The sequence below is a fragment of the Streptomyces sp. HP-A2021 genome, from assembly GCF_022807935.1.
Classification (GTDB): Bacteria; Actinomycetota; Actinomycetes; order Streptomycetales; family Streptomycetaceae; genus Streptomyces; species Streptomyces afghaniensis.
This window is the reverse complement of the sequence record NZ_CP094344.1, coordinates 7,559,233-7,584,688: the sequence shown is the minus strand read 5'-3', so window position 1 is coordinate 7,584,688 and position 25,456 is coordinate 7,559,233. Positions and strand designations below refer to the sequence as shown.

24 protein-coding genes and 1 riboswitch are annotated in these 25,456 nt (G+C 73.2%); of the genes, 13 read left to right on the top strand and 11 right to left on the bottom strand.

Features of this window, described 5'->3' with window-relative positions; translation table 11 throughout:
- The first annotated feature begins 5 nt into the window (after positions 1-5).
- Positions 6-761, top strand: a complete 756-nt coding sequence (locus MQE23_RS34265; protein WP_020274108.1) for an SDR family oxidoreductase — start codon at positions 6-8, stop codon at positions 759-761.
- Between the two features lie 48 nt (positions 762-809).
- Here MQE23_RS34265 and amaP read toward each other — a convergent pair whose 3' ends face one another.
- From amaP to MQE23_RS34240, 5 genes are read right to left on the bottom strand one after another with little or no spacing between them, the layout of a single operon-like run.
- Complete coding sequence (gene amaP, locus MQE23_RS34260) at positions 810-1,397, bottom strand: alkaline shock response membrane anchor protein AmaP (RefSeq protein ID WP_243381152.1); 588 nt, start codon at positions 1,395-1,397, stop codon at positions 810-812.
- Positions 1,394-2,083: a DUF6286 domain-containing protein gene (locus MQE23_RS34255; RefSeq protein ID WP_243381151.1), complete on the bottom strand. Its 690-nt coding sequence runs from the start codon at positions 2,081-2,083 to the stop codon at positions 1,394-1,396. Before MQE23_RS34255 ends, amaP begins: the two co-directional genes overlap by 4 nt.
- Complete coding sequence (locus MQE23_RS34250) at positions 2,080-2,463, bottom strand: hypothetical protein (protein ID WP_020274105.1); 384 nt, start codon at positions 2,461-2,463, stop codon at positions 2,080-2,082. The genes MQE23_RS34255 and MQE23_RS34250 overlap by 4 nt, the downstream gene beginning before the upstream one ends.
- Entirely contained in the window at positions 2,460-2,642 is a 183-nt protein-coding gene (locus MQE23_RS34245) for a hypothetical protein (protein ID WP_037670573.1), read from the bottom strand. Before MQE23_RS34245 ends, MQE23_RS34250 begins: the two co-directional genes overlap by 4 nt.
- A gap of 49 nt (positions 2,643-2,691) precedes the next feature.
- Positions 2,692-3,165 (bottom strand): Asp23/Gls24 family envelope stress response protein, encoded by a 474-nt coding sequence (locus MQE23_RS34240; protein ID WP_020274103.1) that lies wholly within the window; start codon positions 3,163-3,165, stop codon positions 2,692-2,694.
- 88 nt (positions 3,166-3,253) lie between these two features.
- Here MQE23_RS34240 and MQE23_RS34235 point away from each other — a divergent pair, with 88 nt between their 5' ends.
- Positions 3,254-3,973, top strand: coding sequence for a nucleopolyhedrovirus P10 family protein (locus tag MQE23_RS34235; RefSeq protein ID WP_243381149.1), 720 nt, complete (start codon positions 3,254-3,256; stop codon positions 3,971-3,973).
- A 283-nt stretch (positions 3,974-4,256) separates the two neighbouring features.
- On the opposite strand, the gene MQE23_RS34230 is transcribed toward MQE23_RS34235, so the two are convergent.
- The 3 genes from MQE23_RS34230 to MQE23_RS34220 all read right to left on the bottom strand — a co-directional run bounded on the left by MQE23_RS34230 (position 4,257) and on the right by MQE23_RS34220 (position 7,322).
- Complete coding sequence (locus tag MQE23_RS34230) at positions 4,257-5,060, bottom strand: enoyl-CoA hydratase/isomerase family protein (RefSeq protein WP_020274101.1); 804 nt, start codon at positions 5,058-5,060, stop codon at positions 4,257-4,259.
- Positions 5,061-5,169: 109 nt separating this feature from the next.
- Positions 5,170-5,388, bottom strand: coding sequence for a helix-turn-helix domain-containing protein (locus MQE23_RS34225; protein ID WP_010037790.1), 219 nt, complete (start codon positions 5,386-5,388; stop codon positions 5,170-5,172).
- 335 nt (positions 5,389-5,723) lie between these two features.
- A complete protein-coding gene (locus MQE23_RS34220) occupies positions 5,724-7,322 on the bottom strand; it encodes an ABC-F family ATP-binding cassette domain-containing protein (RefSeq protein WP_243381147.1) in 1,599 nt (532 codons plus the stop codon).
- 200 nt (positions 7,323-7,522) lie between these two features.
- Here MQE23_RS34220 and MQE23_RS34215 point away from each other — a divergent pair, with 200 nt between their 5' ends.
- Complete coding sequence (locus MQE23_RS34215; protein ID WP_243381145.1) at positions 7,523-7,936, top strand: VOC family protein; 414 nt, start codon at positions 7,523-7,525, stop codon at positions 7,934-7,936.
- A 34-nt stretch (positions 7,937-7,970) separates the two neighbouring features.
- On the opposite strand, the gene MQE23_RS34210 is transcribed toward MQE23_RS34215, so the two are convergent.
- From MQE23_RS34210 to MQE23_RS34200, 3 genes are all read right to left on the bottom strand, one after another.
- Positions 7,971-9,296, bottom strand: coding sequence for a hypothetical protein (locus MQE23_RS34210; RefSeq protein ID WP_020274097.1), 1,326 nt, complete (start codon positions 9,294-9,296; stop codon positions 7,971-7,973).
- Positions 9,297-9,593: 297 nt separating this feature from the next.
- Complete coding sequence (locus MQE23_RS34205; protein ID WP_243381144.1) at positions 9,594-10,721, bottom strand: alpha/beta fold hydrolase; 1,128 nt, start codon at positions 10,719-10,721, stop codon at positions 9,594-9,596.
- A gap of 83 nt (positions 10,722-10,804) precedes the next feature.
- A complete protein-coding gene (locus MQE23_RS34200) occupies positions 10,805-11,536 on the bottom strand; it encodes a class II aldolase/adducin family protein (protein ID WP_037669393.1) in 732 nt (243 codons plus the stop codon).
- 196 nt (positions 11,537-11,732) lie between these two features.
- Between MQE23_RS34200 and MQE23_RS34195 the strand changes: the two genes are divergently transcribed.
- From MQE23_RS34195 to cobI, 10 genes are all read left to right on the top strand, one after another.
- Entirely contained in the window at positions 11,733-12,485 is a 753-nt protein-coding gene (locus MQE23_RS34195; protein WP_243381142.1) for a lysozyme, read from the top strand.
- 142 nt (positions 12,486-12,627) lie between these two features.
- Positions 12,628-13,872 carry an inorganic phosphate transporter gene (locus tag MQE23_RS34190; RefSeq protein ID WP_020272835.1) on the top strand — a complete coding sequence of 415 codons (1,245 nt, stop codon included), beginning with the start codon at positions 12,628-12,630 and terminating at the stop codon, positions 13,870-13,872.
- Positions 13,873-13,906: 34 nt separating this feature from the next.
- Complete coding sequence (locus tag MQE23_RS34185; RefSeq protein WP_010037803.1) at positions 13,907-14,128, top strand: hypothetical protein; 222 nt, start codon at positions 13,907-13,909, stop codon at positions 14,126-14,128.
- 143 nt (positions 14,129-14,271) lie between these two features.
- Positions 14,272-14,411, top strand: a riboswitch (cobalamin riboswitch).
- 100 nt (positions 14,412-14,511) lie between these two features.
- On the top strand, positions 14,512-15,453 hold the full coding sequence (locus MQE23_RS34180) for a cobalamin biosynthesis protein (RefSeq protein ID WP_020272834.1): 942 nt from the start codon (positions 14,512-14,514) through the stop codon (positions 15,451-15,453).
- Positions 15,450-16,961: a cobyric acid synthase gene (locus tag MQE23_RS34175; protein ID WP_243381141.1), complete on the top strand. Its 1,512-nt coding sequence runs from the start codon at positions 15,450-15,452 to the stop codon at positions 16,959-16,961. The genes MQE23_RS34180 and MQE23_RS34175 overlap by 4 nt, the downstream gene beginning before the upstream one ends.
- Entirely contained in the window at positions 16,958-20,614 is a 3,657-nt protein-coding gene (cobN, locus tag MQE23_RS34170; protein WP_243381140.1) for a cobaltochelatase subunit CobN, read from the top strand. The genes MQE23_RS34175 and cobN overlap by 4 nt, the downstream gene beginning before the upstream one ends.
- Positions 20,611-22,626: a putative cobaltochelatase gene (locus MQE23_RS34165; RefSeq protein ID WP_243381139.1), complete on the top strand. Its 2,016-nt coding sequence runs from the start codon at positions 20,611-20,613 to the stop codon at positions 22,624-22,626. The genes cobN and MQE23_RS34165 overlap by 4 nt, the downstream gene beginning before the upstream one ends.
- Positions 22,626-23,225: a cob(I)yrinic acid a,c-diamide adenosyltransferase gene (gene cobO, locus MQE23_RS34160; protein ID WP_020272829.1), complete on the top strand. Its 600-nt coding sequence runs from the start codon at positions 22,626-22,628 to the stop codon at positions 23,223-23,225. Before MQE23_RS34165 ends, cobO begins: the two co-directional genes overlap by 1 nt.
- The gene (locus tag MQE23_RS34155; RefSeq protein WP_037669390.1) at positions 23,225-24,691 is read left to right on the top strand and encodes a cobyrinate a,c-diamide synthase; all 1,467 of its coding nucleotides are present in this window, start codon (positions 23,225-23,227) and stop codon (positions 24,689-24,691) included. The genes cobO and MQE23_RS34155 overlap by 1 nt, the downstream gene beginning before the upstream one ends.
- Positions 24,688-25,419 carry a precorrin-2 C(20)-methyltransferase gene (cobI, locus tag MQE23_RS34150; RefSeq protein WP_243381138.1) on the top strand — a complete coding sequence of 244 codons (732 nt, stop codon included), beginning with the start codon at positions 24,688-24,690 and terminating at the stop codon, positions 25,417-25,419. Before MQE23_RS34155 ends, cobI begins: the two co-directional genes overlap by 4 nt.
- The last annotated feature ends 37 nt before the right edge of the window (positions 25,420-25,456 follow it).

The window sequence follows — 25,456 nt, the reverse complement described above, 5'->3', positions numbered from 1 at the left end:
GGACCATGGATCTTGGACTGAAAGACCGGGTGTACGTCGTCACCGGGGCCACGCGGGGCCTCGGCAACGCCACCGCGCGCGAGCTCGTCGCGGACGGGGCGAAGGTGGTCGTCTCGGGGCGGGACGAGAAGAGCGTCGCCGACGCGGCGGCCGCGCTGGGCCCGAACGCGGTCGGGGTGGCCGTCGACAACGCCGACCCCGACGCACCGGCCCGGCTGATCGGTGCCGCGCGGGAGCACTTCGGGCGCTTCAACGGTGTCCTCGTCAGCGTGGGCGGGCCGCCCGCCGGGTTCGTCGCCGACAACACGGACGAGCAGTGGCAGGCGGCGTTCGAGTCGGTGTTCCTCGGCGCGGTGCGGCTGGCTCGCGCGGCGTCGGCGGAGTTGGAGTCGGGGGGTGTCATCGGGTTCGTGCTGTCCGGGTCGGTGTACGAGCCGATTCCGGGGCTGACGATCTCGAACGGGCTGCGGCCGGGGCTGGCCGGGTTCGCCAAGTCGCTGTCCGACGAACTGGGGCCGCGGGGGATTCGGGTGGTCGGTGTGCTGCCCGGGCGCATCGACACGGACCGCGTGCGCGAGCTGGACGCGTTGTCGGCGGATCCCGAGGCGACCAGGGCGGCGTCGGAGTCCCGCATTCCGTTGCGGCGGTACGGGGCGCCGGAAGAGTTCGGGCGGGTGGCGGCGTTCCTGCTGTCTCCGGCGGCTTCCTATCTGACCGGGGTCATGGTGCCGGTGGACGGCGGAGCACGGCACGGGTTCTGAGCGCCGTTTCGTCCCGGACTGTCAGCGTGCCGTTTCGGTCCCGAACGGTCAGCTCACCCTCTCCGCACCGTGCTTGACACCCCGCAGCCGTACCTCCGCCGGCAGCGACGCGAGTCCCGCCGATGTCCGGGCGTGGGTCAGGGCGCCGGTCGTCAGGTCGTGCAGGGCGGCGCCCGGGTCCACGTGCGGTTCCAGTGCGAGCCGTACGCGGGCCTCGGGGGCGCTGCGGCGGCCCGTCAGATGGGCGTGGGCCCGGCCGACACCGTCGACCCGGGCCGACTCCTCGGTGAGGGCGTCCTCCAGGGCCCGGCCGCGCAGCAGGGCGCCCTCGCCGTCGCCGGTGTCCACGAGGACCTCGGCGAGGCGGCGCCGGCGGAGCACCGCGACCAGCCACCACAGGGCGAGCAGCAGCGCGACGGCGAGTACGGCGATGACGACCGGCCACCACCAGCCGTCGTCCCGCCAGCGGGTGCGCTCGGCGTCGCTCAGCAGCACGTCGTGGCGGCTGTGGTGGATCCACCAGGAGGGTGCCGGAGCGCCGAGGCCGACGGCCAGTACGGAGCCGCCCAGCACCAGCAGGACGAGGCCGACGAGCCCCAGGAACACGCGGTTGAGGACCCTGAGCATCGTTGTCACTCCTTCCGGCCGGGCCGCCGGACGCGCACCGACAGCGCGGGCGGCCGGGAGAGTCCCAGCCCGCGGATCGCGTCGGTGAGCACGGCGTCCAAGTCGGTTCGCACATCGTCCACTTCACGGAAGTGCGACACGGCGCGGGCGTCCGCCCGCCTGCGGCGCACCCGCACCCGTACCGAATGCACGCCGGCCACCTCCATGGCCCGGTCGCGCAACGCGGTCGCGGCGGCGTCCCGGTCCAGTCCGGCGCGTACGTCGGCGTGCGTCCGCCGCATCGGGAGCACGTGCCGCAGGCCGGGCGTGGCGGCCAGGACCAGCAGCCAGAGCCCGAGAGCCGCGGCGACCCCGGCCCCGACGAGCACCCAGGTGTCGTCGAGGGGCCGTTCGGCGAGCTGCCGGGCCAGCTCCCGGCGCCAGCTCATGACGGGCCGGTCGGCGCGCACGGACGCGATGTCGTAGAGGAACAGTCCGGCCAGTCCCAGGAGCAGCAGGGCGACGATGCCCGCCGGGACGCGGCGTGCCGACCAGAAGCGGCCTTCGCGGCCGCCCCCGCCCTCGCCTACGGGCGGCGTTCCGCTCCCGGGCGCGGACCGGTCCGGTCCGGTGCCGGGCTGCGACTTCTCGAGGACGGGCAGCCGCTGGGTGGTGCCCTCGGGCTCGGGCTGTTCGGTGCCCCGGGGTTCGCTCATCGCGTCCTCCCCTGTACCGTGCCGGGCCCGGCGGCCAGGTGCAGCCGCTCCACCTGGACGACGACCTCCGGCACCTGCATTCCCACCAAGTCGCCTACCCGCTCGACGACTCGGCGACGCACCTGGTGGCAGCGCGCGCCGACGTCGCAGGGGTAGTCGAGCTCGACGTGGACCCGGACGTGCGCGACGTCGTGGCGCACGGCGACGGAGGCGGACGGCCGGTCGGCGTCGGGCGGCAGCGGCCCGACGGCCTCGCGGGCCGCCTGCGAGGCGATCTTCGCGACGACCCGGTCGGCGATCCGGGTGGCACCCCGCTCGCCCGGCGGGACGACGGTCAGGGGTCTGTCGAGCTCACCGGCCCCTGCGCTCACGGCCGTCACCGCCGCCGATCACGGGGACGGAAGAAGTCGCCGAAGTCCATGTCCCCCTCCAGGAACCGGCCGACGACCAAGCCGACGGCGCCCAGCGCCGCCACCAGCAGAAAGGCGCCGAACCCACCGAAGTACCCGGCGAATGCCAGTGCCATGCCGGCGATCATGCCGGCGACGGCCATGCTCATGCTGCGCTCCTCAGCTTCTCGGTCGCTGCGCTCTGCGGTGCCGGGTGCCTCACTGGATCCGGCGCTCCTGTTCCTCTTCCTCCTCGTCCGGCAGCTTCACGTCGCTCACCGCGATGTTGACCTCGACGACCTCGAGGCCCGTCATCCGCTCGACGGCGGTGATGACGTTCTCCCGTACGTCGCGGGCCACATCGGCGATCGACACGCCGTAGACGACCACGATCTCCAGGTCCAAGGCGGCCTGCACCTCGCCGACCTCGACCTTCACACCGCGCGACACCGACTTCGCGCCGCCGGGCACGCGGTCGCGCACGGCTCCGAAAGTGCGGGACAGGCCGCTGCCCATGGCGTGCACGCCGTCCACATCGCGAGCGGCGAGTCCGGCGATCTTCTCCACGACGCCGTCCGCGATGGTCGTCCGTCCCCGGGACCCGGGGTCTCCCCCGCCACGCTTGGCCAGCGGACTCCTGCGCGCCGCCGACGTCTCGGTCTCCCCGCCCCGGTTCTCGGTCATGTCAGTCATCGCCGCACGTCCTTTTCGGGTTGTCATCCTTCGACCACGGTAAGCACGGTTGCGTGGATACGCGCCTTTGATACGGCAGGCTGGAGGAATGACGGCCGACCGATGGACGCAAACAGTGAGACATCAGCTGGGCCTCGGCAGGCTCCTGCCGCTGGGTGATGCGCGGGACGGCGCTTGGATCGCCGAGCAGGCAGCCGAGGCGGTGCTGCGGCGCGCGGTGGCGGACGCTCCGGGCGTGCGCCTCGACGCGCTCCGGGTCGCGCTCGCCGATCCGGCGGACACCGGGAGCCCGGCCGTGCCGGCCCCGCCGAGCGGTCTGCCGCCCGGGCCGCTGCGGGTGACGGCGGAGTTCGCGGCCACGGCCTCGCAGCCGCTGCCGACGACGGCGTCCCTGCTGCGGGCGACGCTGGCGACGGCCGCGACGCAGCGGCTCGGTCTGACGGTGTCGGAGGTGGATCTGCGCGTGACGGGCCTGTTGGACGAGGAGGCGGAAGCGCCCGGCCTGCGCGGCGCGCCGCTGCCCGAGCCGCCGCGCGCCGCGCAGGCCGGGGGCGACGACGAGGGTCGCGTCGCCGCGGCCGCGCTCGAGGTCCCGGGCGTGCTCCGGCTGACCGGCGCGCTGGGCCACCCCGTGCACATCGAGGAACTCCCGGGCGACGCCGCGCTGCCGCACCGCCACGTCCGGCTGGAACTCGCGGTGCGCGAGGACCACCGGGCCCGGGACGTGGCGCGCCAGGTCCGCACCGCGGTGCGCACGACACTGCCGGACCACCCGACGGTGGCGGTCCTGGTGAGCGGGATCGGCTGACGGAGCGGCACCCGCCGTGGGGCGTCCGCCGACCCGGCGACACGAGGTGCCCCTGCGCCCGCCTGTGCCGCCCCCGCGGGGCGCCCGTTCACCCGGCGGCACGGCGTGGCGCTGCCGTCCGCCCGCGCCGGCCCAGCGGCAGCACAGACACCGCGCCCACGTGGCGCCCGCTCACCCGGCGACATGGCGTGGCGCTGCCGTCCGCCCGCGCCGGCCCAGCGGCGGCGCGGGACACCGCGTGGTCGGCGGTAACTCCCGTGCCGGCGCCCGTCCTACGGCCGGCTCAGTCCCCGACGCCCGCGAGGTCGCGCAGGCGGCGGGCCTGGGACTGGCGTTCCGCGGTGCGCTGGTCCTCGTAGGTGCGGTCCTGGGCGCCGCGCAGCAGTGCCTTGGTCTCGACGACCGCGTCGCGGGGCGCGGCGAGCACGGCCGACACGAGGTCGCGGACCGTGTCGTCGAGTTGGCCGGCGGGCACGGCCACGTTGGCCAGCCCGGTGTGCACGGCCTCCTCGGCCGTGACGAAGCGCCCGGTCACGCAGATCTCCAGCGCGCGGGCGTATCCGACGAGTCCCACCAGCGGATGCGTACCCGTCAGGTCGGGCACGAGCCCGAGGCTGGTCTCGCGCATGGCGAACTGCACGTCGTCCGCGACGACGCGCAGGTCGCAGGCGAGGGCGAGCTGGAAGCCCGCCCCGATGGCATGCCCCTGGACCGCGGCGACGGAGACGATGTCGCTGCGCCGCCACCAGGTGAACGCCTCCTGGTACTCGGCGATGGTCGCGTCCAGCTCGGCGTCGCTGCCACGCGCGAGGTCGATGAACGACGGTTCCCCGTCGAAGCCCTCGGGCGTGAACGCCTGCCGGTCGAGACCGGCCGAGAAGGACTTGCCCTCGGCCCGCAGCACCACGACGCGGACGGAGCCCGGCAGCTGCCGCCCGGCCTCGGTCAGCGCCCGCCACAGAGCGGGGCTCTGCGCGTTGCGCTTGTCCGGGTTGGTCAGCGTCACCGTGGCGATGGCGTCGTCGACGGTGAGCCGTACGCCGTCCTTGTCGAGTACGGGAACGAGGTCCTTGTCGGGCGAAGCCATGGGACGCCTCCGATGTGTGCGGTCAGCTAAGTGACTGCACAGTAACCACCCGGCCGATCAGCCGACCGACCGGGTGGCCACCATCGAAGCCGAAGGGGCCACCCGGGGATCAGGCCGTGGCCTTTTTGCCCCGCGTCGCCCCGCCACGCCCTCGCAGCGTGACGCCCGACTCACTGAGCATGCGGTGCACGAAGCCATACGAGCGGCCGGTCTCCTCGGCCAACGCCCGGATGCTCGCACCGGCGTCGTACTTCTTCTTCAGGTCTGCCGCGAGCTTGTCGCGCGCGGCGCCGGTCACCCGGCTGCCCTTCTTCAGAGTCTCGGCCACCCGTGCCTCCTCATGGGAAGTGCGCTCTGGTCTCCTCATGATCACCCCTCCGGGCGCCGATGGCCACCCATTCGGCAAGGTCCGTGAGACAAGGTTGTGACGACGGGAGCGCGTCCCCACAAACGGAATACAGAATTCCGAAGAGTGCGGTCCGTACACCCGAACGGATTCCCACGGGAAAGGCCAGGTCAGAAAGGCGTCGCGGCCGAGCCCGGAAGAATCGGGGACTCGGCCGCGAAATCGATGTAGGACACACCTCGGTACGAGGAGATCTCACACAGATGATGGATCACCGCTAGGCCGAATGATCCATACGCCGTTGATCACGCATTCGATCAAGCGAGGGCGACGAGATCCGCGTAGTCGGCGCCCCACAGGTCCTCGACGCCGTCCGGCAGCAGGATGATCCGCTCCGGCTGGAGCGCCTCGACGGCGCCCTCGTCGTGCGTGACGAGGACGACCGCGCCCTTGTACGTGCGCAGCGCGCCGAGGATCTCCTCGCGGCTGGCGGGGTCGAGGTTGTTGGTCGGCTCGTCGAGGAGCAGCACGTTCGCCGAGGACACCACGAGGGTGGCGAGCGCCAGGCGGGTCTTCTCGCCGCCGGAGAGGACACCCGCGGGCTTGTCGACGTCGTCGCCGGAGAACAGGAACGAGCCGAGCGTCTTGCGGACCTCCACCAGGTCCAGGTCGGGGGCGGCCGAGCGCATGTTCTCGAGGACCGTGCGCTCCGGGTCGAGGGTCTCGTGCTCCTGCGCGTAGTACCCGAGCTTCAGACCGTGGCCGGGGACGACCGCGCCCGTGTCGGGCTGCTCCACGCCGCCCAGCAGCCGCAGCAGGGTGGTCTTGCCGGCGCCGTTGAGGCCCAGGATGACGACGCGGCTGCCCTTGTCGATGGCCAGGTCGACGTCGGTGAAGATCTCCAGCGAGCCGTACGACTTCGACAGGCCCTCGGCCATCAGCGGGGTCTTGCCGCAGGGCGCGGGCTCGGGGAAGCGGAGCTTGGCGACCTTGTCGGACTTGCGCTCGGCCTCCAGGCCGGCCAGCAGCTTGTCCGCCCGGCGGGCCATGTTCTGCGCGGCGACGGTCTTGGTGGCCTTGGCCCGCATCTTGTCGGCCTGCGAATGCAGCGCGGAGGCCTTCTTCTCGGCGTTCTGCCGCTCGCGCTTGCGGCGCTTCTCGTCGGCCTCGCGCTGCTGCTGGTAGAGCTTCCACCCCATGTTGTAGATGTCGATCTGGGCGCGGTTGGCGTCCAGATAGAACACCTTGTTGACGACCGTCTCCACCAGGTCGGCGTCGTGGGAGATCACGATGAAGCCGCCGCGGTAGGTCTTGAGGTAGTCGCGCAGCCAGACGATCGAGTCGGCGTCGAGGTGGTTGGTGGGCTCGTCGAGCAGCAGCGTGTCCGCGTCGGAGAACAGGATCCGGGCCAGCTCGATACGACGGCGCTGACCGCCGGAGAGCGTGTGCAGGGGCTGGCCGAGCACCCGGTCGGGCAAGTTCAGCGCGGCGGCGATGGTGGCGGCCTCGGCCTCGGCGGCGTACCCGCCCTTGGTGAGGAACTCCGTCTCCTGCCGCTCGTACTGCTTGAGGGCCTTCTCGCGGGTGGCGCCCTGGCCGTTGGCGATGCGCTGCTCGTTGTCGCGCATCTTGCGGATCAGTACGTCGAGGCCGCGCGCGGAGAGGATGCGGTCGCGGGCGAGGACGTCGAGGTCGCCGGTGCGGGGGTCCTGCGGAAGGTAGCCGACCTCGCCGGAGCGGGTGATGGTGCCGCCGGTGGGCACGCCCTGGCCCGCGAGGCACTTGGTGAGGGTGGTCTTCCCCGCGCCGTTGCGGCCGACGAGGCCGATGCGGTCGCCCTTGGCGACACGGAAGGTGGCGTTTTCGATGAGGACGCGGGCACCGGCGCGCAGCTCGATACCGGAGGCGGAGATCACGGACAGACTCCAGGGCGGATACGGGGGCGGGATGGGCGGCTGAGGACGTTCCCGCCGTCTAATGCGCGAGGAGAAAGGCCATGGGGGACAGTCTAACGGGGCGATGCAACCACTTTTTCTGCGTGCGGGTGTTCGGTTGGTCTCGCCGGGTCGGTGTCAGTGATGGGTGCCAGACTGGGCAGCAGGAGGGAGTGGTCGGTATGGCAGGCACGTCCGGCGGGCGTCCGAGCATCTATCCCACGGTGCTGTACGCCGACGCGAAGGCGGCGATCCGGCAGCTCACGCAGGCCTTCGGTTTCACGGAGCTGTCGGTGTTCGAGGGCGAGGACGGCGCGGTGATGCACGCCGAGCTGGTGCAGGGCAACGGCGCGGTGATGATCGGCAGCAAGGGCACGGGCAGCGTCTTCGACAAGGCGATGAAGGACGCGGGCACGACCGGGGTGTACGTCGTCGTGGACGACGTGGACGCGCACCACCGCCGCGCCGTGGATCACGGCGCGGAGATCCTGATGCCCCCGACGGACCAGGACTACGGCTCGCGGGACTACATGGCCCGGGACCTCGAGGGCAACGTGTGGAGCTTCGGGACGTACGCGCCGGAGATGTCCGGCTGACGTCCCGGCCGGGCTCCAGGGCCTGTCGTCGGCCCTAGCTGCCGCCGGTGTGCACCTGGAAGGCGGCCCGGCGGACGGCCTTGGCCAGGGCCGGGTCGGGGTGTGCCGCGGCGAGGGCGACCAGGACCTGCACGGTCCTCGGATGACCCACGGCGCGCACCTCGTCCAGCAGCATCGGGATGGTCGGCTGCACGGCGGACTCCAGATGGCGGACGAGCAGCGGGGCCTCACCGTGGTCGGCGACGGCTGCGGCGGTGTCCACCCACAGCCAGGTCGCCTCCTCCCGGGTGAGGACCTCGTGGGCGTCCTCGGGGTCGGCCCCGTCGTGCTCGGCCAGCCACAGCAGTGCGTACGGCCTGAGCGTCGGCTCGTCCAGCACGGCGCGGACGTCCGGCTCCGCGGGGGCGCCGACCACGCGCAGCGCCTCGAAGGCGAGGCCGCGCAGCAGGGCGTCCTCACCGCGGGCGGCGCCGAGGAGTTCGGTGACGGCGCTGCCGACGGGGCGGGCGGCGAGCCAGGCGCGGTACTCGGCGCGGGCCGCGTTGGGGCGCAGCTGGGCGCAGCCACGGAGCATGTCCTCGGCCGCCTGCTCGATGTTCCCGGCGGGGCTCTGGGCGGCGACGCAGATCTGCTCCAGCTTGACCCAGACGGCCCAGCTGCCGAGCGGGGTGAGCGTGGCCTGGCCGTCGCCGTAGGTGAGGGCGCCGACGGAGGCGAGGGCGCGCAGGGCCCAGTCCAGGAGCGGGGCGAGCGGGGCGTCGGCGGGCGCCGGTTCGGCCGGCGGCTCGGGCTGCGGGCCGTAGGGGATCTCGCAGCGCGCGGTGCGCAGCTCGGTGACGCGCTGCTCGAGGAGGTCGAGGAGCTGCTCCACGGGGACGGGGCCGGCGGACAGCTGGAGGAACGACAGCGCCTGCGGCATGGCCGAGACGACCTCGGCGACGGCGGCGGGCTCGTGGTCGTCGGGCTCCGGATAGGCGAGCGACCAGGCGTCGAAGAGGGCGACCCAGCCGCGCAGTACGGCGCTGTCGTCGCGGTCCCAGGCGCGCAGCCGCCAGCCGGGACGGGCGCTGTCGCCGTGCACCTCGACGAGACCGGCGAGACGGGCGGTGTCCCAGTCGGCTCTGACCTGATCCGGGGTCAGGCCCAGCTCGCGGGCGGCCCGTTCGGCGGTCGCGGCGGAGAGGGTGGCCTTGCCGTCGGCGGTGGCGCTGCCCCGTCCGGGGCCGAGCTCGGTGTCGGCCCAGCGGGCGACGCGGGCCGCGTCGGCCAGACCTGAGCGTGCCATTCTGGCCAGCTCCGCCGGTGCCGGGGTGCCCTCCGGGGGGCGCGGTGCGGGGCGGCGCGAGCGCCGCTGGTTCATCGCTTGCGGGGCGGCGGCCAGGGGTCGCGGGCGGACGAGTCGAAGCCTGGAGTCGCGCGGGATACGGGACGTCACGAGGGCAGTCTTCCGGTTGACGGTCCGAAAACCCAAACGGAATGTCACGGCGGGCGACGGGGATGGCCAACGCACGGGGTCCCGCGAGTGGTCGAGGGCCGCAAACAGGCCAGTGGTACGACGCTAAACGGAATCATCACGACCGGTCGTCGGGGTGCGGGACAGGACGTGGTTGCGACGGGGCGAAGGGGGCGTGAACGGGGGGGTGCTGACGCGCCGGGGTCACATGAGAGGGGTCAGGAAGCGGCGCAGGGCCTCCTCGTAGGCCTGCGGGTCGGCGTTCCACATGGCTCCGTGGGGCGCGTTGCCGACGGTACGGAGGGCGACCAGGTCGGGGCGGGCGTCGGCGAGCCGGCGGGAGAGGTGCCAGGGGGCCACCGTGTCGTCCGGTCCGTGGAGGACGAGCGCCGGGACCCGGAGCCCGGCGGCGAGGGCCGCGTCCGGAGCGCGGTCGCCGTGGAGGCCGGTGCGGCCCTGTGCGGCGCGGACCGCCAGGGGCAGCAGCGCGCCCGGGGTGCGGCGGGCCGCGGCGAGGGCGCGCAGGGTGGCCTCCCAGCTGAGCACCGGGGAGTCCAGGACGAGCCCGGAGACGCGGTCGCGCAGCTCCGAGTGTGCGGCGGCGCGCAGGGCCATGGTGGCGCCGGTGGACCAGCCGTGCAGGACGACCTGCCGGGCGCCGTGGCGTACGGCGTGGCGGATCGCCGCGTCGAGGTCGCGCCACTCGGTCTCGCCGAGGTGGTTCAGGCCGTCGGGTGGGCGGGGTGCGCCCAGGTCGCCGCGGTAGGCGAGGGCGAGCACCGGGATGTGGCTGCGGTGCAGGAACCCCATGACGTTCATGGCGAGTTCCCGGGTGGTGCCGAGGCCGTGCACGGCGATCACCCAGGTGTCCCGGGCGCCGGGTACGAACCACGCGGGCAGGGCGCCGAGTTCGCCCGGGATGTCGACGTCGGTGTGTTCGATGCCGAGGGCGGCGCTCGGGTTGCCGACGTACACGTTCGGGGTGAGCCAGACCTTGTCGCCGGGTTTCAGGGTGCCGTGCGTGACGCGCTCCAGGCGGCGTACGACGGTGTCGGCGGAGTGCGGGGCGTCGGTCAGCACCGGGCCGACGACCGCGTGGGAGCCGTTGCCGGACAGGCCGTAGCGGCCTGGCCTCAGGGCGGCCAGGTCCCGGGTGAGGCTGATCTTCCCCGCGGTGGTGCCGTGCACGGTGAGCCGGGGTTCGGTGGGCAGGGGCCGGCCGGGAGGCGCCTTGAGCGCCGCGTCACTGGCGAACCGTCCGGCGGCCACGGCGGCCGCACCGACTCCGACCACGGCGGTGACGGCAGCGGCCGTCGCTCTGGCAGTGCGCACGACTCCAGTGTCCCGGCGGACCGGGCGACGGACCAGTGGGAGGCAGCCGCGGGGTGACGGGGGCGGACGGCCGGGGCGGGAGGTCAGCGGCGCTGGCCGTAGCCCCGTAGCTGTTTCTCCACCTCCGCCAGCTGCTCCCCCGACAGCAGGCTCGGGGACAGGCCCGGTACCGATGCGGCGGTCAGCCACAGGCGGCACATCCATTCCAGCTGGGCAGTGCGGTCGTAGGCCTGGTCCAGGGACGCGCCGTGGGTGACGGTGCCGTGGTTCTGGAGGAGGCAGCCGGAGCGGTCGGCGAGGGCGCGGAGCATGTTCTCGGCCAACTCGTCGGTGCCGTACGTGGCATACGGGGCGACCCGGACGGGTCCGCCGAGCGCGGCGGCCATGTAGTGGATCAGCGGCAGCTCGTTCACGAGCGTCGAGACGGCCGTCGCGTGCACGGCGTGGGTGTGGACGACGGCACGGGCGCCGGTCGTGTGGTAGACCGCGAGGTGCATGGGCAGCTCGCTGGTCGGCACGAGTGTGCCGAGGACCTGCCGGCCGTCGAGGCCGACGCCGGTCACGTCCTCCGGCCTCAGCCGGTCGTAGGGGACGCCCGACGGCGTGACCAGCACGGTGTCCCCGACGCGCACCGAGACGTTCCCGGACGTTCCGACGACGAGTCCGTCGGAGACGGTCCGGCGGGCCGTCGTGACGAGTTCCTCCCAGGCGCGCGCCTCCTCGGGGCGCACACTTCTCCGCCGCGGCTCCCCCGCACCCTGTCCGCCACCCCGGACGTCCCCCGCGCCCCGCCCGTTCCCTCGCTCCTCAGCCATGCGGCGATCCTGCCAGGCGGGCCCTCAACGCGCCGCCGGGCGGGGGCACTTTAGGCCGGAAGCCGCGCCTCCGTAAGGGCGCATACCGGGACAGACACCCCATGCACCTCTCTTGGCCGGAGATCTTCGGGCATTCAACGATCTCCCAGTACTCTCTGGGGGATTTGCCGTGCACGTCGCCATTCCGGGGGGAACCATGGCCCGTGACCGCATACCGTTCCGACGCCGAACCCGATGGCTCGCCGCGTACGCGGCGGCACTCGCCCTGGGAGGCACCGCCCTCGCCGAGGCTCCCGCCTCGGGGGCGAGCCGCCCGAAGGGACACGACGTCTCGTCGCACCAGAAGAACATCGACTGGCAGGACGCGAAGGCGAAGGGCGCCAGGTTCGTCTACGTCAAGGCGACGGAGTCCACCACCTACCGCAACCCCTACTTCGGCCGGCAGTACAACGGCTCGCGCACGGCGGGTCTCGTCCGCGGCGCCTACCACTTCGCGGTGCCCGACAGGTCGTCGGGCCAGGCACAGGCGGCGCATTTCGTACGCAATGGCGGCGGCTGGACCGCGGACGGCTGGACGCTGCCGCCCGCGCTCGACATCGAGTACAACCCGTACGACAAGAAGCACAAGTGCTACGGCCTGAGCAAGGCGAGGATGGTCGGCTGGATCAGGTCGTTCAGCGACGAGGTCGAGCGGCTCACCGGACGCCGCCCGGTGATCTACACGACCACCCACTGGTGGAACACCTGCACGGGCAGCAGCCGCGCCTTCGCCGCCGACCACCCCTTGTGGATCGCCCGTTACGACGCCGCGAGCGCGGGCACCCTGCCGGCCGGCTGGTCCTCGTGGACCTTCTGGCAGTACGACAACGGATCGGGGACCCTTCCGGGTGATCAGAACCTCTTCGACGGGTCACTCGATCGGCTGAAACAGTTCGCGCGCGGCGCCTAGCCTTCGGGGCGCGGGGAGCCCAAGGAGGACGGAACGACAGTCCTCGTTTGCGGACACCCCTGCGCCCCTCCCAGTTCATCTTCCGTTCACTCGGGTTACCTACGTTCGACGGGCCAACGACCTCGAACGATTGCCTGGGTAAATGGAAAGCTTCTCGCTGATCCTCGCGATTGTGGTGGTAACCGCACTCGCGTTCGATTTCACGAACGGTTTCCACGACACCGCGAACGCGATGGCCACGACCATTTCCACGGGCGCCATGAGGCCCAAGGTCGCCGTCGCCATGTCCGCCGTCCTCAACCTGGTCGGCGCCTTCCTGTCCGTGGAAGTCGCCAACACGATCTCCAAAGGCCTCGTCGACGAGGCCGGCATCCGTCCCGAGGTCATCTTCGCCGCCCTGGTCGGCGCGATCCTCTGGAACCTGCTGACCTGGCTGGTCGGTCTGCCGTCCAGTTCCTCGCACGCCCTGATGGGCGGCCTGATCGGCGCCACGATCGCCTCGGCGGGCGTCGGCGCGGTGCACGGCGACGTCCTGGTCACCAAGGTGCTGATCCCGGCGATCGCCGCCCCGGTGGTCGCGGGCATCGCGGCACTGCTCGCCACCCGGCTGACGTACTCCCTCGGCAAGAAGGCCGACGGCAAGGCCTCCGAGAAGGGCTACCGGGCGGGCCAGATCGCCTCCGCGGGCCTGGTCTCGCTGGCCCACGGCACCAACGACGCCCAGAAGACGATGGGTGTCATCACCCTCGCCCTGGTCGCCGGCGGCGCCGTCGCCCCCGACTCCGACCCGCCCATGTGGGTCATCCTCTCGGCGGGTCTCGCGATCGCGCTCGGCACGTACCTCGGCGGCTGGCGCATCATCCGCACCATGGGCAAGGGCCTGACCGACCTCCAGCCGCAGCAGGGCTTCGCCGCCCAGACCAGCGCGGCCACGGTCATCCTGGCCTCCTCGCACATCGGTTTCTCCCTCTCCACCACCCACTCCGTGTCCGGCTCGGTGATGGGCGCGGGGCTCGGCCGCAGGGGCGGCGTCGTCCGCTGGTCGACGGCGACGCGGATGTTCGTCGCGTGGGGTCTGACGCTGCCGGCGGCGGCCCTGGTGGGCGCGCTCGCCGAGTACGTCACCGGCTTCGGCAGCTGGGGCACCGCGGTGGTGGCCGTCTTCCTCGTGGCCTCCAGCGCGGCGATCTGGAAGATCTCGCGGCGTGAGGTCGTCGACCACACCAACGTCAACGACGCCGACGAGGCGGAGCCGGCCGGTGTGGTGACCACGGCGATGGCCGCGGTGACCCCGCCTCCGGCGGGCACGGCGACGGAGGACCCGGTGCCGTCGTTCCCGGCTCAGGCCGCCGCCGAGCGGACGCCCTCGACGACCACCACGGTCTGACCCCGCCGACCGGTAACAAGGAAGAGTCTCCGATATGAAGATCGACTGGGCGGCCCTCGGCTCCGTCTTCGGCGTCAGCCTCGTGGTCACCGTGGCCCTGGTGGGCCTGTTCACCCTCGGCATCACCGGCCTGTCCCGCCGCGAGCGGGCGGCCGCGGAGGGCGGGTCCGCGGGGCTCGCGGTGACGGGCGCGTACGCGTGCTTCGCGGCGTGTGCGGCTGCCGTGGGATACGGGATCTATCTGATCGTGGCCTGATCACGATCGACTCCGCCGGGCGGTACGGGACTTGGGTCCCGTACCGCCCGGTCGTCGTGTGGTGGGGGGACACCAACTCGGTGTCAGAGCGGCGGTGTGGGCTTCTCCACACTCTCCCCTCGCAGGTCAACGGCAAGTTGACGGCTGTTCCCGGCCGTGGTGGACTGCCGGGGCCAGTACGGCGGCAGGAGAGGAAGCCGGTGCGAGTCCGGCGCGGTCCCGCCACTGTCACCGGGGTAGCAATCCCCGGGAGCCAGGAACTCTCACCGCCGGTCTAGTCGAACCAGGGCGTGGACACCCTGAGTGAGGACATATCGCCATGCGCGGCTGCCGATCGAGGTTCAGTACCCCACCCCTGCCTGCCCCAGCGGCCGGCTGAGCCCATGGGTGCCGGTCGCGTCTTCGCGTACGGCGCCGCCGCCGGTCTGATCGGTGACCTGCTGCTCGGCGATCCCCGCCGGGGGCATCCGGTCGCCGTGTTCGGGCGGGCCGCGGGCGCCGTGGAACGGGTGTTGTGGCGGGACCACCGGGGGTGGGGCGCGCTGCACACCGCGGTGTGCGCCGGAGGTGCCGTCGCGCTCGGGGGCGTCGCCGCCCGTGCCGTGCGGGACTCCGCCGTCGCGTCCGCCGCGCTGACGGCTGCCGCCACCTGGGCCGTGGTCGGGGGGACTTCACTCGCGCGGGAGGCCCGGGCCATCGGGCGTGCCCTGGAGGCGGGGGACGTCGAGGGGGCCCGGGCGCGGCTGCCGCATCTGTGCGGGCGGGATCCTCAGGCGCTCGACGCCGACGGGATCGCCCGGGCCGTGGTCGAGTCCGTCGCCGAGAACACCTCCGACGCGGTCGTGGGGGCGCTCGTGTGGGGGGCCGTCGGCGGTGTGCCGGGACTCGTCGGGTTCCGGGCCGTCAACACCCTCGACGCCATGGTCGGGCACAAGTCGGCCCGGTACCGGCGCTACGGGTGGGCCTCCGCGCGGCTGGACGATCTCGCGGGCTGGCCCGGGGCCCGGCTGACCGCCGTGCTCGCGGTCCTGGCAGGAGACGATCCACGGGCAGCGGTGCGCGCCTGGCGTGCCGACGCCGCCAAGCATCCGAGCCCCAACGCCGGGCCCGTGGAGGCCTCGTTCGCGGGGGCGCTCGGGGTGCGGCTGGGCGGGACCCTGTCGTACGGCGGGCGCGTCGAGCACCGGCCCGTGCTCAACGGGTCCGGGCGCGCCGTCCGCACCCGGGACATCGAACGGGCCGTACGGCTGTCCAGGCGGGTCGGCTGGCTCGCGCTCGGCGTCTGTGTCGCCGCGCGCCGCATCGCGAAAGGGCGTACGTCATGACGGGCGGTGGACTCCTCGTCGCCGGTACCACCTCCGACGCCGGCAAGAGCGTCGTGACCGCCGGGATCTGCCGGTGGCTGGTGCGACAGGGCGTCAAGGTCGCGCCCTTCAAGGCGCAGAACATGTCCCTCAACTCCTTCGTCACGAAGGAAGGGGCCGAGATCGGGCGCGCGCAGGCCATGCAGGCGCAGGCCTGCCGTGTCGAGCCGACCGCGCTGATGAACCCGGTGCTGCTCAAGCCCGGTGGCGAGAGCAGCAGTCAGGTCGTGCTGCTGGGCAAGCCGGTCGGGGAGCTGAGCGCACGCGGGTACCACGGGGGACGACAGCAGAAGCTGCTCGGAACCGTGCTGGACTGTCTGGAGCAGTTGCGGGGCACGTATGACGCGGTGATCTGTGAGGGGGCGGGCAGTCCCGCCGAGATCAATCTGCGCCGGACCGACATCGTCAACATGGGGATCGCCCGGGGCGCCGGGATCCCCGTGCTCGTCGTCGGCGACATCGACCGGGGCGGTGTCTTCGCCTCGTTCTTCGGGACCGTCGCCCTGCTGTCGCGCGAGGACCAGGAGTGCGTCGCCGGGTTCCTCGTCAACAAGTTCCGGGGGGACGTGTCCCTGCTGGAGCCGGGGCTCGACATGCTCAAGGGACTCACGGGACGGCCCACGTACGGCGTCCTGCCCTTCCGGCACGGGCTGGGGATCGACGAGGAGGACGGGCTGCGGGTCTCGCTGCGGGGGACGGTCCGGGAGTCCGTCGTCGCACCGCCGGTCGGCGAGGACGTGCTGCGCGTCGCTGTCTGTGCCGTTCCGCTGATGTCCAACTTCACGGACGTCGACGCGCTGGCCGCCGAACCCGGTGTCGTCGTGCGGTTCGTGGACCGGCCCGAGGAACTCGCCGACGCCGACCTCGTCATCGTGCCCGGGACCCGGGGGACCGTCCGTGCGCTGGAGTGGCTGCGGGAGCGGGGGCTCGCCGAGGCCCTGGTCCGCAGGGCCGCCGAGCAGCGGCCCGTCCTCGGGATCTGCGGCGGCTTCCAGATCCTCGGCGAGCACATCGAGGACGACGTGGAGAGCCGCCGGGGTCATGTCGAGGGGCTCGGGGTCCTGCCCGTGCGGGTGCGGTTCGCCCCCGAGAAGACCCTCACGCGGCCGGAGGGCGAGGCCCTCGGGGAACGCGTCGAGGGCTACGAGATCCATCACGGCGTCGCCGACGTCACCGGAGGGGACCCCTTCCTGGACGGCTGCCGGGTCGGCCAGACCTGGGGCACTCACTGGCACGGCTCGCTGGAGTCGGACGGGTTCCGGCGGGCCTTCCTGCGCGAGGTGGCGGCCGCCGCGGGGCGCCGCTTCGAGCCGGCGCCCGACACCTCGTTCGCCGCGCTGCGCGAGGAGCAGCTCGACCGGCTCGGCGACCTGATCGAACAGCACGCGGACACGGACGCGCTGTGGCGGCTCATCGAGTCGGGCGCGCCGCGAGGACTGCCCTTCATTCCACCGGGAGCGCCCGCATGAGCACTGTGTTGTTGTTGTCGACCGCCGACACGGACCTGCTGGCGGCCCGGGCCGCCTCCGGTGCCTCGTACCGGATCGGCAACCCGACCCGCGTGGACGTCCGGGAGGAGCTTCCCGCCCTCCTCGACGGCGCGGACATCGCCGTCGTACGGCTGCTCGGCGGCAAGCGGGCCTGGGAGGACGGGCTCGCCGCGCTGAGGGCGTCCGGCGTCCCGACCGTGCTGCTGGGCGGCGAGGCGGTGCCCGACGCGGAGCTGATGGCCGAGTCGTCGGTGCCGGCCGGTGTCGTGGCGGAGGCGCTGAAGTACCTCGTGGAGGGCGGGCCGGACAACCTCACCGAGCTGGCGCGGTTCCTGTCCGACACCGTGCTGCTCACGGGCGAGGGGTTCGCCGCGCCGCAGCGGATGCCGGAGTACGGCGTCCGGGGCGAGCGTGCACGGGTCGAGGGCCGGCCGACCGTCGGCGTGCTCTTCTACCGGGCGCATGAGCTGAGCGGCAACACCGCCTTCGTGGACACCCTGTGCGACGCGATCGAGGCGCGGGGCTCCAACGCGCTGCCCGTGTACTGCGGTTCGCTGCGCGGGGCCGACGCGGGGCTGTACGAGATCCTCGGGCGGGCGGACGCCCTCGTCGCCACCGTCCTCGCCGCCGGCGGCACCCACGCCTCGCAGGCCTCGGCGGGCGGTGACGAGGAGTCCTGGGACATCGGCGCCCTCGCCGAGCTGAACATCCCGGTGCTGCAAGGGCTGTGCCTGACGTCCTCGCGGCGCGCCTGGGAGGCGTCCGACGCCGCCCTGTCCCCCATGGACGCCGCGATGCAGGTGGCGATCCCGGAGTTCGACGGGCGGCTGATCACCGTGCCGTTCTCCTTCAAGGAACAGGGCGCGGACGACGTGCCCGTGTACGTGGCCGACCCGGAGCGGGCCGCGCGGGTGGCCGGGATCGCCGTACGGCACGCCCGGCTGAAGCACAAGGCGAACGCCGACAAGCGCCTCGCGCTGGTCTTCACCGCGTACCCGACCAAGCACTCGCGCGTCGGCAACGCCGTCGGGCTGGACACCCCGGCCTCGGCGGTGCGGGTGCTGGACGCCCTGAAGGACGCCGGATACGGCCTCACCGAGTACCCGGACCACGGCGACGAACTGATCCACCGGCTCATCGAGGCCGGTGGGCACGACGTGGAGTGGCTGACGGACGAGCAGCTGGCCGCCGCGCCCGCGCGGGTGCCGCTGGCGGACTACCGGGCCTGGTTCGACAAGCTCGACCCGGAGCTGCGGGACGCCATGACCGAGGCGTGGGGCGAGCCGCCGGGCGGCCTCTACGTCGACGGGGACGACATCGTGCTGGCGTCCCTGCAGTTCGGGAACGTCGTGGTGATGATCCAGCCGCCGCGCGGCTTCGGCGAGAACCCCATCGCGATCTACCACGACCCGGACATGCCGCCGTCCCACCACTACCTGGCGGCCTACCGCTGGCTGGAGAACAGTTTCGGCGCGGACGCGATCGTCCACATGGGCAAGCACGGCACGCTGGAGTGGCTGCCCGGCAAGGGCCTCGGGCTCAGCGGTGGGTGCGCCCCGGACGCCGTGCTCGGGGAGCTGCCGCTGATCTACCCGTTCATCGTCAACGACCCGGGCGAGGGCACCCAGGCCAAGCGGCGCGGGCACGCCACGGTCGTCGACCACCTGGTGCCGCCGATGGCCCGCGCCGACACCTATGGCGACCTGGCCAAGCTGGAGCAGCTCCTGGACGAGTACGCGCTCGTCTCCGACCTGGACCCGGCGAAGGCCCCGGCCGTGCGCGCGCAGATCTGGACCCTGGTGAAGGCCGCCGAACTGCACCACGACCTGCATGTCGACGAGCAGCCGGACGACGAGGCGTTCGACGAGTTCGTCATGCACATCGACGGCTATCTGTGCGAGATCAAGGATGTGCAGATCCGCGACGGCCTGCACATCCTGGGCGGCGGCCCGGTCGGTGAGCCGCGCGTCAACCTCGTGCTGGCGGTGCTGCGCGCCTCGCAGGTGTGGGGCGGGCAGGCCGACGCGCTGCCCGGGCTGAGGGCGGCGCTGGCGGAGCACTTCGGGCTGGTGGAGAAGGAACTGCTGGCCGAGCCGGGCGCTCCGGTGAAGGTGCCTGCGGAGCTGACGGAGCTGGTGGCGGGCCCTGCGCGCACCGCCGCCGACGCCATCGACCTGCTGGAGCAGTTGTGCCGGCGGATCGCGGAGGGCATGGAGGAGCGCGGCTGGGCGGTCGCCGAGGTCCCGGCGCTGGTCCGGGAGGTGCTCGGCGGGGACGTCGCCGACGCCGTGGCGGTGCTGGAGTTCGCCTGCACGGAGGTCGTGCCGCGGCTGGCCAGGACCACCGACGAGATCGGGCACATCCTGCGGGCCCTGGACGGCGGTTACGTCCCGGCCGGCCCCTCCGGCTCGCCGACCCGCGGCCTGGTCAACGTCCTGCCGACGGGACGCAACTTCTACTCCGTCGACCCCAAGGCGATCCCGTCCCGGCTGAGCTGGGAGGTCGGGCAGTCGCTCGCGGACTCGCTGGTGCAGCGGTACCTGACCGACACCGGTGAGTACCCGAAGTCCGTCGGCCTGACGGTGTGGGGCACCTCGGCCATGCGCACCCAAGGTGACGACATCGCCGAGATCCTGGCGCTGCTGGGCTGCCGGCCGGTGTGGGACGACGCCTCGCGCCGGGTGACCGGGTTCGAGGTGATCCCCCCGGAGGAGCTCGGCCGGCCGCGCATCGACGTGACGGTCCGGATCTCCGGCTTCTTCCGGGACGCGTTCCCGCATGTGGTGGGGCTGATCGACGACGCCGTCCGCCGGGTCGCCGAGCTGGACGAGCCCGCCGAGCAGAACTACGTCCGGGCGCACGCCGACGAGGACACCGCCGAGCACGGCGACCGGCGCCGGGCGACCGCCCGGATCTTCGGCTCCAAGCCGGGGGCGTACGGGGCGGGTCTGCTGCCGCTGATCGATGCCCGCAACTGGCGCTCCGACGCGGACCTCGCCGAGGTGTACGCGGTGTGGGGCGGCTACGCCTACGGGCGGGGGCTCGACGGGCGGGCCGCGCGCGGGGACATGGAGACGGCGTTCCGGCGGATCGCGGTCGCCGCGAAGAACGTCGACACGCGCGAGCACGACCTCGTCGACGCCGACGACTACTTCCAGTACCACGGCGGCATGGTCGCCATGGTCCGCCATCTGACGGGCGCGAGCCCCGAGGCGTACGTCGGGGACTCGGCCACCCCGGACCAGGTGAAGACCCGCACGCTGGGCGAGGAGACGCACCGGGTGTTCCGCGCCCGGGTGGTCAACCCGCGCTGGATGGCGGCCATGCGGCGGCACGGCTACAAGGGCGCCTTCGAGATGGCCGCGACGGTGGACTACCTGTTCGGGTACGACGCCACAGCCGGGGTCGTGGACGACTGGATGTACGAGAAACTCAGCGCCGAGTACGTCTTCGCCCCGGAGAACCGGGAGTTCATGAAGACGTCCAACCCCTGGGCGCTGCGCGGCATCACCGAGCGGCTGCTGGAGGCCGCCGACCGCGGACTGTGGGCGGAGCCGGACGCGGAGACGCTGGACCGGCTGCGTGCCACGTACCTGGAGCTCGAAGGCGACTTGGAAGGTGACGAGAAGTGAGCACCCCGTTCCCGTTCACGGCCGTGGTGGGCCAGGACGACCTGCGGCTCGCACTGCTGCTGAACGCCGTGTCGCCGGCGGTCGGCGGTGTGCTGGTGCGCGGTGAGAAGGGCACCGCCAAGTCGACGGCCGTGCGGGCGCTGTCCGCGCTCATGCCGGAGGTGGACGTCGTCCCCGAGTGCCGCTTCTCCTGCGACCCCGCCTCCCCCGACCCCGTCTGCCCGGACGGGCCGCACGCGCCGGGAACCGCCGGGCAGTCCCGTCCGGCCCGGATGGTCGAACTGCCCGTCGGCGCCTCGGAGGACCGGCTGGTGGGCGCGCTGGACATCGAGCGGGCGCTGTCGGAGGGCGTGAAGGCCTTCGAGCCCGGCCTGCTCGCCGCCGCGCACCGCGGGATCCTCTACGTGGACGAGGTCAACCTCCTCCACGACCACCTGGTCGACCTGCTGCTGGACGCGGCGGCGATGGGCGCCTCGTACGTGGAACGCGAGGGCGTCTCCGTACGGCACGCGGCCCGGTTCCTGCTCGTCGGCACCATGAACCCGGAAGAGGGCGAGCTGCGGCCGCAGTTGCTCGACCGGTTCGGGCTGACCGTGGAGGTCGCGGCCTCGCGGGAGCCCGACCAGCGGGTCGAGGTCGTCAGGCGGCGGCTCGCCTACGACGCCGATCCCGACGGCTTCGCCGCCCGGTGGGCGGACGAGGAGGCCGATGTACGGGCGCGGATCATCGCGGCGCGGGAGCTGCTGCCGTCCGTGCGGCTGGGCGACGGGGCGCTGCGGCAGATCGCGGCGACCTGCGCGGCCTTCGAGGTGGACGGCATGCGCGCCGACATCGTGATGGCGCGTACGGCGACCGCGCTGGCTGCCTGGGCCGGGCGTACGGACGTGCTCGCGGAGGACGTCCGGCAGGCCGCGTTGCTCGCGCTGCCGCACCGGCGGCGGCGCAACCCCTTCGACGCGCCGGGGCTGGACGAGGACAAGCTGGACGAGACCCTGGAGGAGTTCTCCGGGGACGACGACCCGGACCCGGATCCGGACCAGGGGCCGGACGGGCCCGACGGAGGCGGCGGGGGCGGCGGGCAGCCGGAGCCCGACGAGGGCCCCCAGGGCGATGACACCGGGGCTCCGCCCGAGGCCGGGGAGAACGGGCAGCCGCAGCCGTCGGGCGCCGGTGAGCAGTCGGCCGTACGGGCTGCCGAGCCGTTCCGGACCAAGGTGCTGAGCGTGCCCGGGATCGGCGAGGGTGCCGCCGGGCGGCGTTCGCGGGCGCGCACCGAGCACGGGCGGACGACCGGGTCCCGGCGGCCGCGGGGCGCGCTCACCAAGCTGCACCTGGCGGCGACCGTGCAGGCGGCGGCGCCGCACCAGCGGGCGCGCGGGCGGTCCGGGCCGGGTCTTGTCGTGCGCCGGGACGACCTGCGGCAGGCGACCCGCGAGGGGCGCGAGGGCAATCTCGTGCTGTTCGTCGTGGACGCCTCCGGGTCGATGGCGGCGCGGCAGCGGATGAGTGCCGTGAAGGGGGCCGTGCTGTCGCTGCTGCTGGACGCGTACCAGCGGCGCGACAAGGTGGGCCTGGTGACGTTCCGGGGTTCGGGGGCGGACGTCGCGCTGCCGCCGACCTCGTCGGTGGAAGCGGCGGCGGCCCGGCTGGAGTCGCTGCCGACCGGCGGGCGTACGCCGCTCGCCGCCGGGCTGCTGCGCGCGCACGACGTACTGCGGGTGGAGCGGCTGCGGGACCCGGCGCGGCGGCCGCTGGTCGTGCTGGTGACGGACGGGCGGGCCACCGGAGGCCCGGAGCCGGTCGCCCTGGCCGGGCGGGCGGCACGGCTGTTCGCGGCCGAGGGCGTCGCGTCCGTCGTCGTGGACTGCGAGGCCGGGCCGGTGCGCCTCGGGCTCGCCGGGCAGCTCGCCGGTGAGCTCGGCGGCACCGCCGTGACGCTGGACGAGCTGCGGGCCGACTCGATCGCCGGGCTGGTCAGGGATGTGCAGGGGACTTCGAGGAGGGCCGCGTAATGCCGCAGGGACAGCCGAGTGTCATTCCGGACGACGGTCTGACGACCCGACAGCGCCGGAACCGGCCGCTCGTGGTCGTGCACACGGGCGTCGGCAAGGGCAAGTCGACGGCCGCCTTCGGGCTCGCGCTCAGGGCCTGGAACCAGGGCTGGCCGATCGGGGTGTTCCAGTTCGTCAAGTCGGCGAAGTGGAAGGTCGGCGAGGAGAACGCGCTGCGTGTGCTCGGTGCCTCCGGCGAGGGCGGGTCCGTCGCCTGGCACAAGATGGGCGAGGGCTGGTCCTGGGTGCAGCGCGACGCACAGCTGGACAACGAGGAGAAGGCCCGGGAGGGCTGGGAGCAGGTCAAGCGGGACCTGGCGGCGGAGACCTACCGGCTGTACGTGCTGGACGAGTTCGCCTACCCGATGCACTGGGGGTGGGTGGACACCGACGAGGTCGTGGACGTCCTGCGGAACCGGCCCGGTACGCAGCATGTGGTGATCACGGGGCGCAACGCCCCGGAGAAGCTCGTGGACTTCGCCGACCTCGTGACCGACATGTCCAAGGTGAAGCACCCGATGGACGCGGGGCAGAAGGGGCAGAGGGGCATCGAGTGGTGATGTCCTCGTCCGTGCCCCGGCTGGTCGTGGCCGCGCCCTCGTCGGGCAGTGGCAAGACCACCGTCGCCACGGGGCTGATGGCCGCGTTCGCCGCGCGGGGGCTCGCCGTGTCCCCGCACAAGGTCGGGCCGGACTACATCGACCCCGGGTACCACGCGCTCGCGACCGGGCGGGTGGGGCGCAACCTCGACGCGTATCTGTGCGGTCCTGAGCTGGTCGGGCCGCTGTTCCTGCACGGGGCGCGCGGGTGCGACCTCGCCGTCGTCGAGGGCGTGATGGGGCTGTACGACGGGGCCGCCGGGGAGGGGGAGCTGGCCTCCACGGCGCATGTCGCGAAGCTGTTGCGGGCGCCGGTGGTGCTGGTCGTCGACGCGTCGTCGCAGTCGCGGTCGGTGGCGGCGCTGGTGCACGGGTTCGTCTCCTGGGATCCGGAAGTGCGGGTCGGGGGCGTGATTCTGAACAAGGTCGCGTCGGACCGGCACGAGGAGATGTTGCGGGAGGCGTTGGAGCAGACGGGGGTGCCGGTGCTCGGGGTGTTGCGGCGGGCTCCGCAGGTGGACACGCCGTCGCGGCATCTGGGGCTGGTGCCGGTCGCCGAGCGGCGGGCCGAGGCCGTGGAGGCGGTTGCGGCGATGGCCGCGCAGGTCTCCGGCGGTTGTGATCTTGAAGCGTTGGCGGAGCTGGCCCGGAGTGCGGGGGTGTTGTCGTGCGAGGCCTGGGATGCGGCTGAGGCTGTGGCTCCCTCGCCCCCACCGCCCCTACCCTTCCCTTCCTCCAGGGGCTCCGCCCCTTCGACCCCGCCAGGGGGCTCCGCCCCCTGGACCCCCGATCGGCCTGAACGGCCTCGTCCTCGAACGCCGGACGGGCTGGTCGTCGCTGTCGCCGGTGGGTCCGCGTTCACCTTCTCCTACGCCGAGAACACCGAGCTGCTCGCCGCCGCCGGTGCCGATGTCGTGCCCTTCGATCCGCTGCGGGACGAGGAACTGCCCGAAGGGACGCGCGGGTTGGTGATCGGGGGCGGGTTCCCCGAGGTGTACGCCGCCGAGCTGTCCGCCAACGAACCCCTGCGCAAGGCCGTTGCCCACCTGGCGGAGAGCGGTGCGCCCGTGGCCGCCGAGTGTGCCGGGCTGCTGTATCTGTGCCGGGAGCTGGACGGACAGCCGATGTGCGGGGTGCTGGACGCCGGGGCGCGGATGACCGGACGGCTGACCCTGGGGTATCGGGACGCGGTGGCCGTCGGCGACAGTGTGCTCGCGGCGGCGGGGACACGGCTGCGCGGGCACGAGTTCCACCGGACCGCCGTGGAGCCCGGGGCGGGGGCCGAACCCGCCTGGGGCCTCAGGACCCCCCAGCGGCGCGTCGAGGGGTTCGTGCAGCGCGGTGTGCACGCGAGCTATCTGCACACGCACTGGGCGGCACAGCCCGGTGTCGCCCGTCGGTTCGTGGAGAGGTGCCGGACGTCATGAGCAGCAGGCTGGTCGGGGTCGGGGTCGGGCCGGGGGATCCGGAGCTGGTGACCGTCAAGGGCGTGAACGCCCTGCGGGAAGCCGAGGTCGTCGTAGTGCCCGTCATGGACACGGGCGAGCGCGGGCGCGCCGAGGCGACCGTGTTGCACTACGTGCCCGAGGAGAAGGTCGTCCGGGTCGTGTTCGCGCTGAACGAGCGGAGCGACCGGGCGCGGCGCGAGGCGGCCTGGGACGCGGCGGGCGAGCGGGTGGCCGAGCTGCTGCGCGGGCACGGTGCCGTCGCCTTCGCGACCATCGGGGATCCCAACGTGTACTCCACGTTCACGTATCTCGCCCAGACCGTCACCGAGCTGGTGCCGGGGACCGTCGTCGAGACGGTGCCCGGGATCACCGCCATGCAGGACCTCGCCGCGCGGTCGGGCGCCGTGCTGACCGAGGGGACCGAGCCGCTCACGCTCGTGCCCGTCACGGCGGGGGCGACGGTGCTCAAGGAGGCCCTCGCCGGGCCCGGGACCGTCGTCGCCTACAAGTTCGGCCGGCAGGCGCACGAGGTCGCCGAGGCGCTGCGGGAGACCGGGCGGATGGGCGACGCGGTGTGGGGGTCGGCGCTGGGGCTGACGGAGGAGTCGATCCGGCCGGCCGCCGAACTCGACGGCACTCCCCTGCCCTATCTGTCGACGCTCATCTCCCCCGCGCGGCGTGACGGCGGGCGGGGCGGAAAGCTCTGACGCGCCCGTCCCTCACCCCGCCCACCGGTAACCCCCT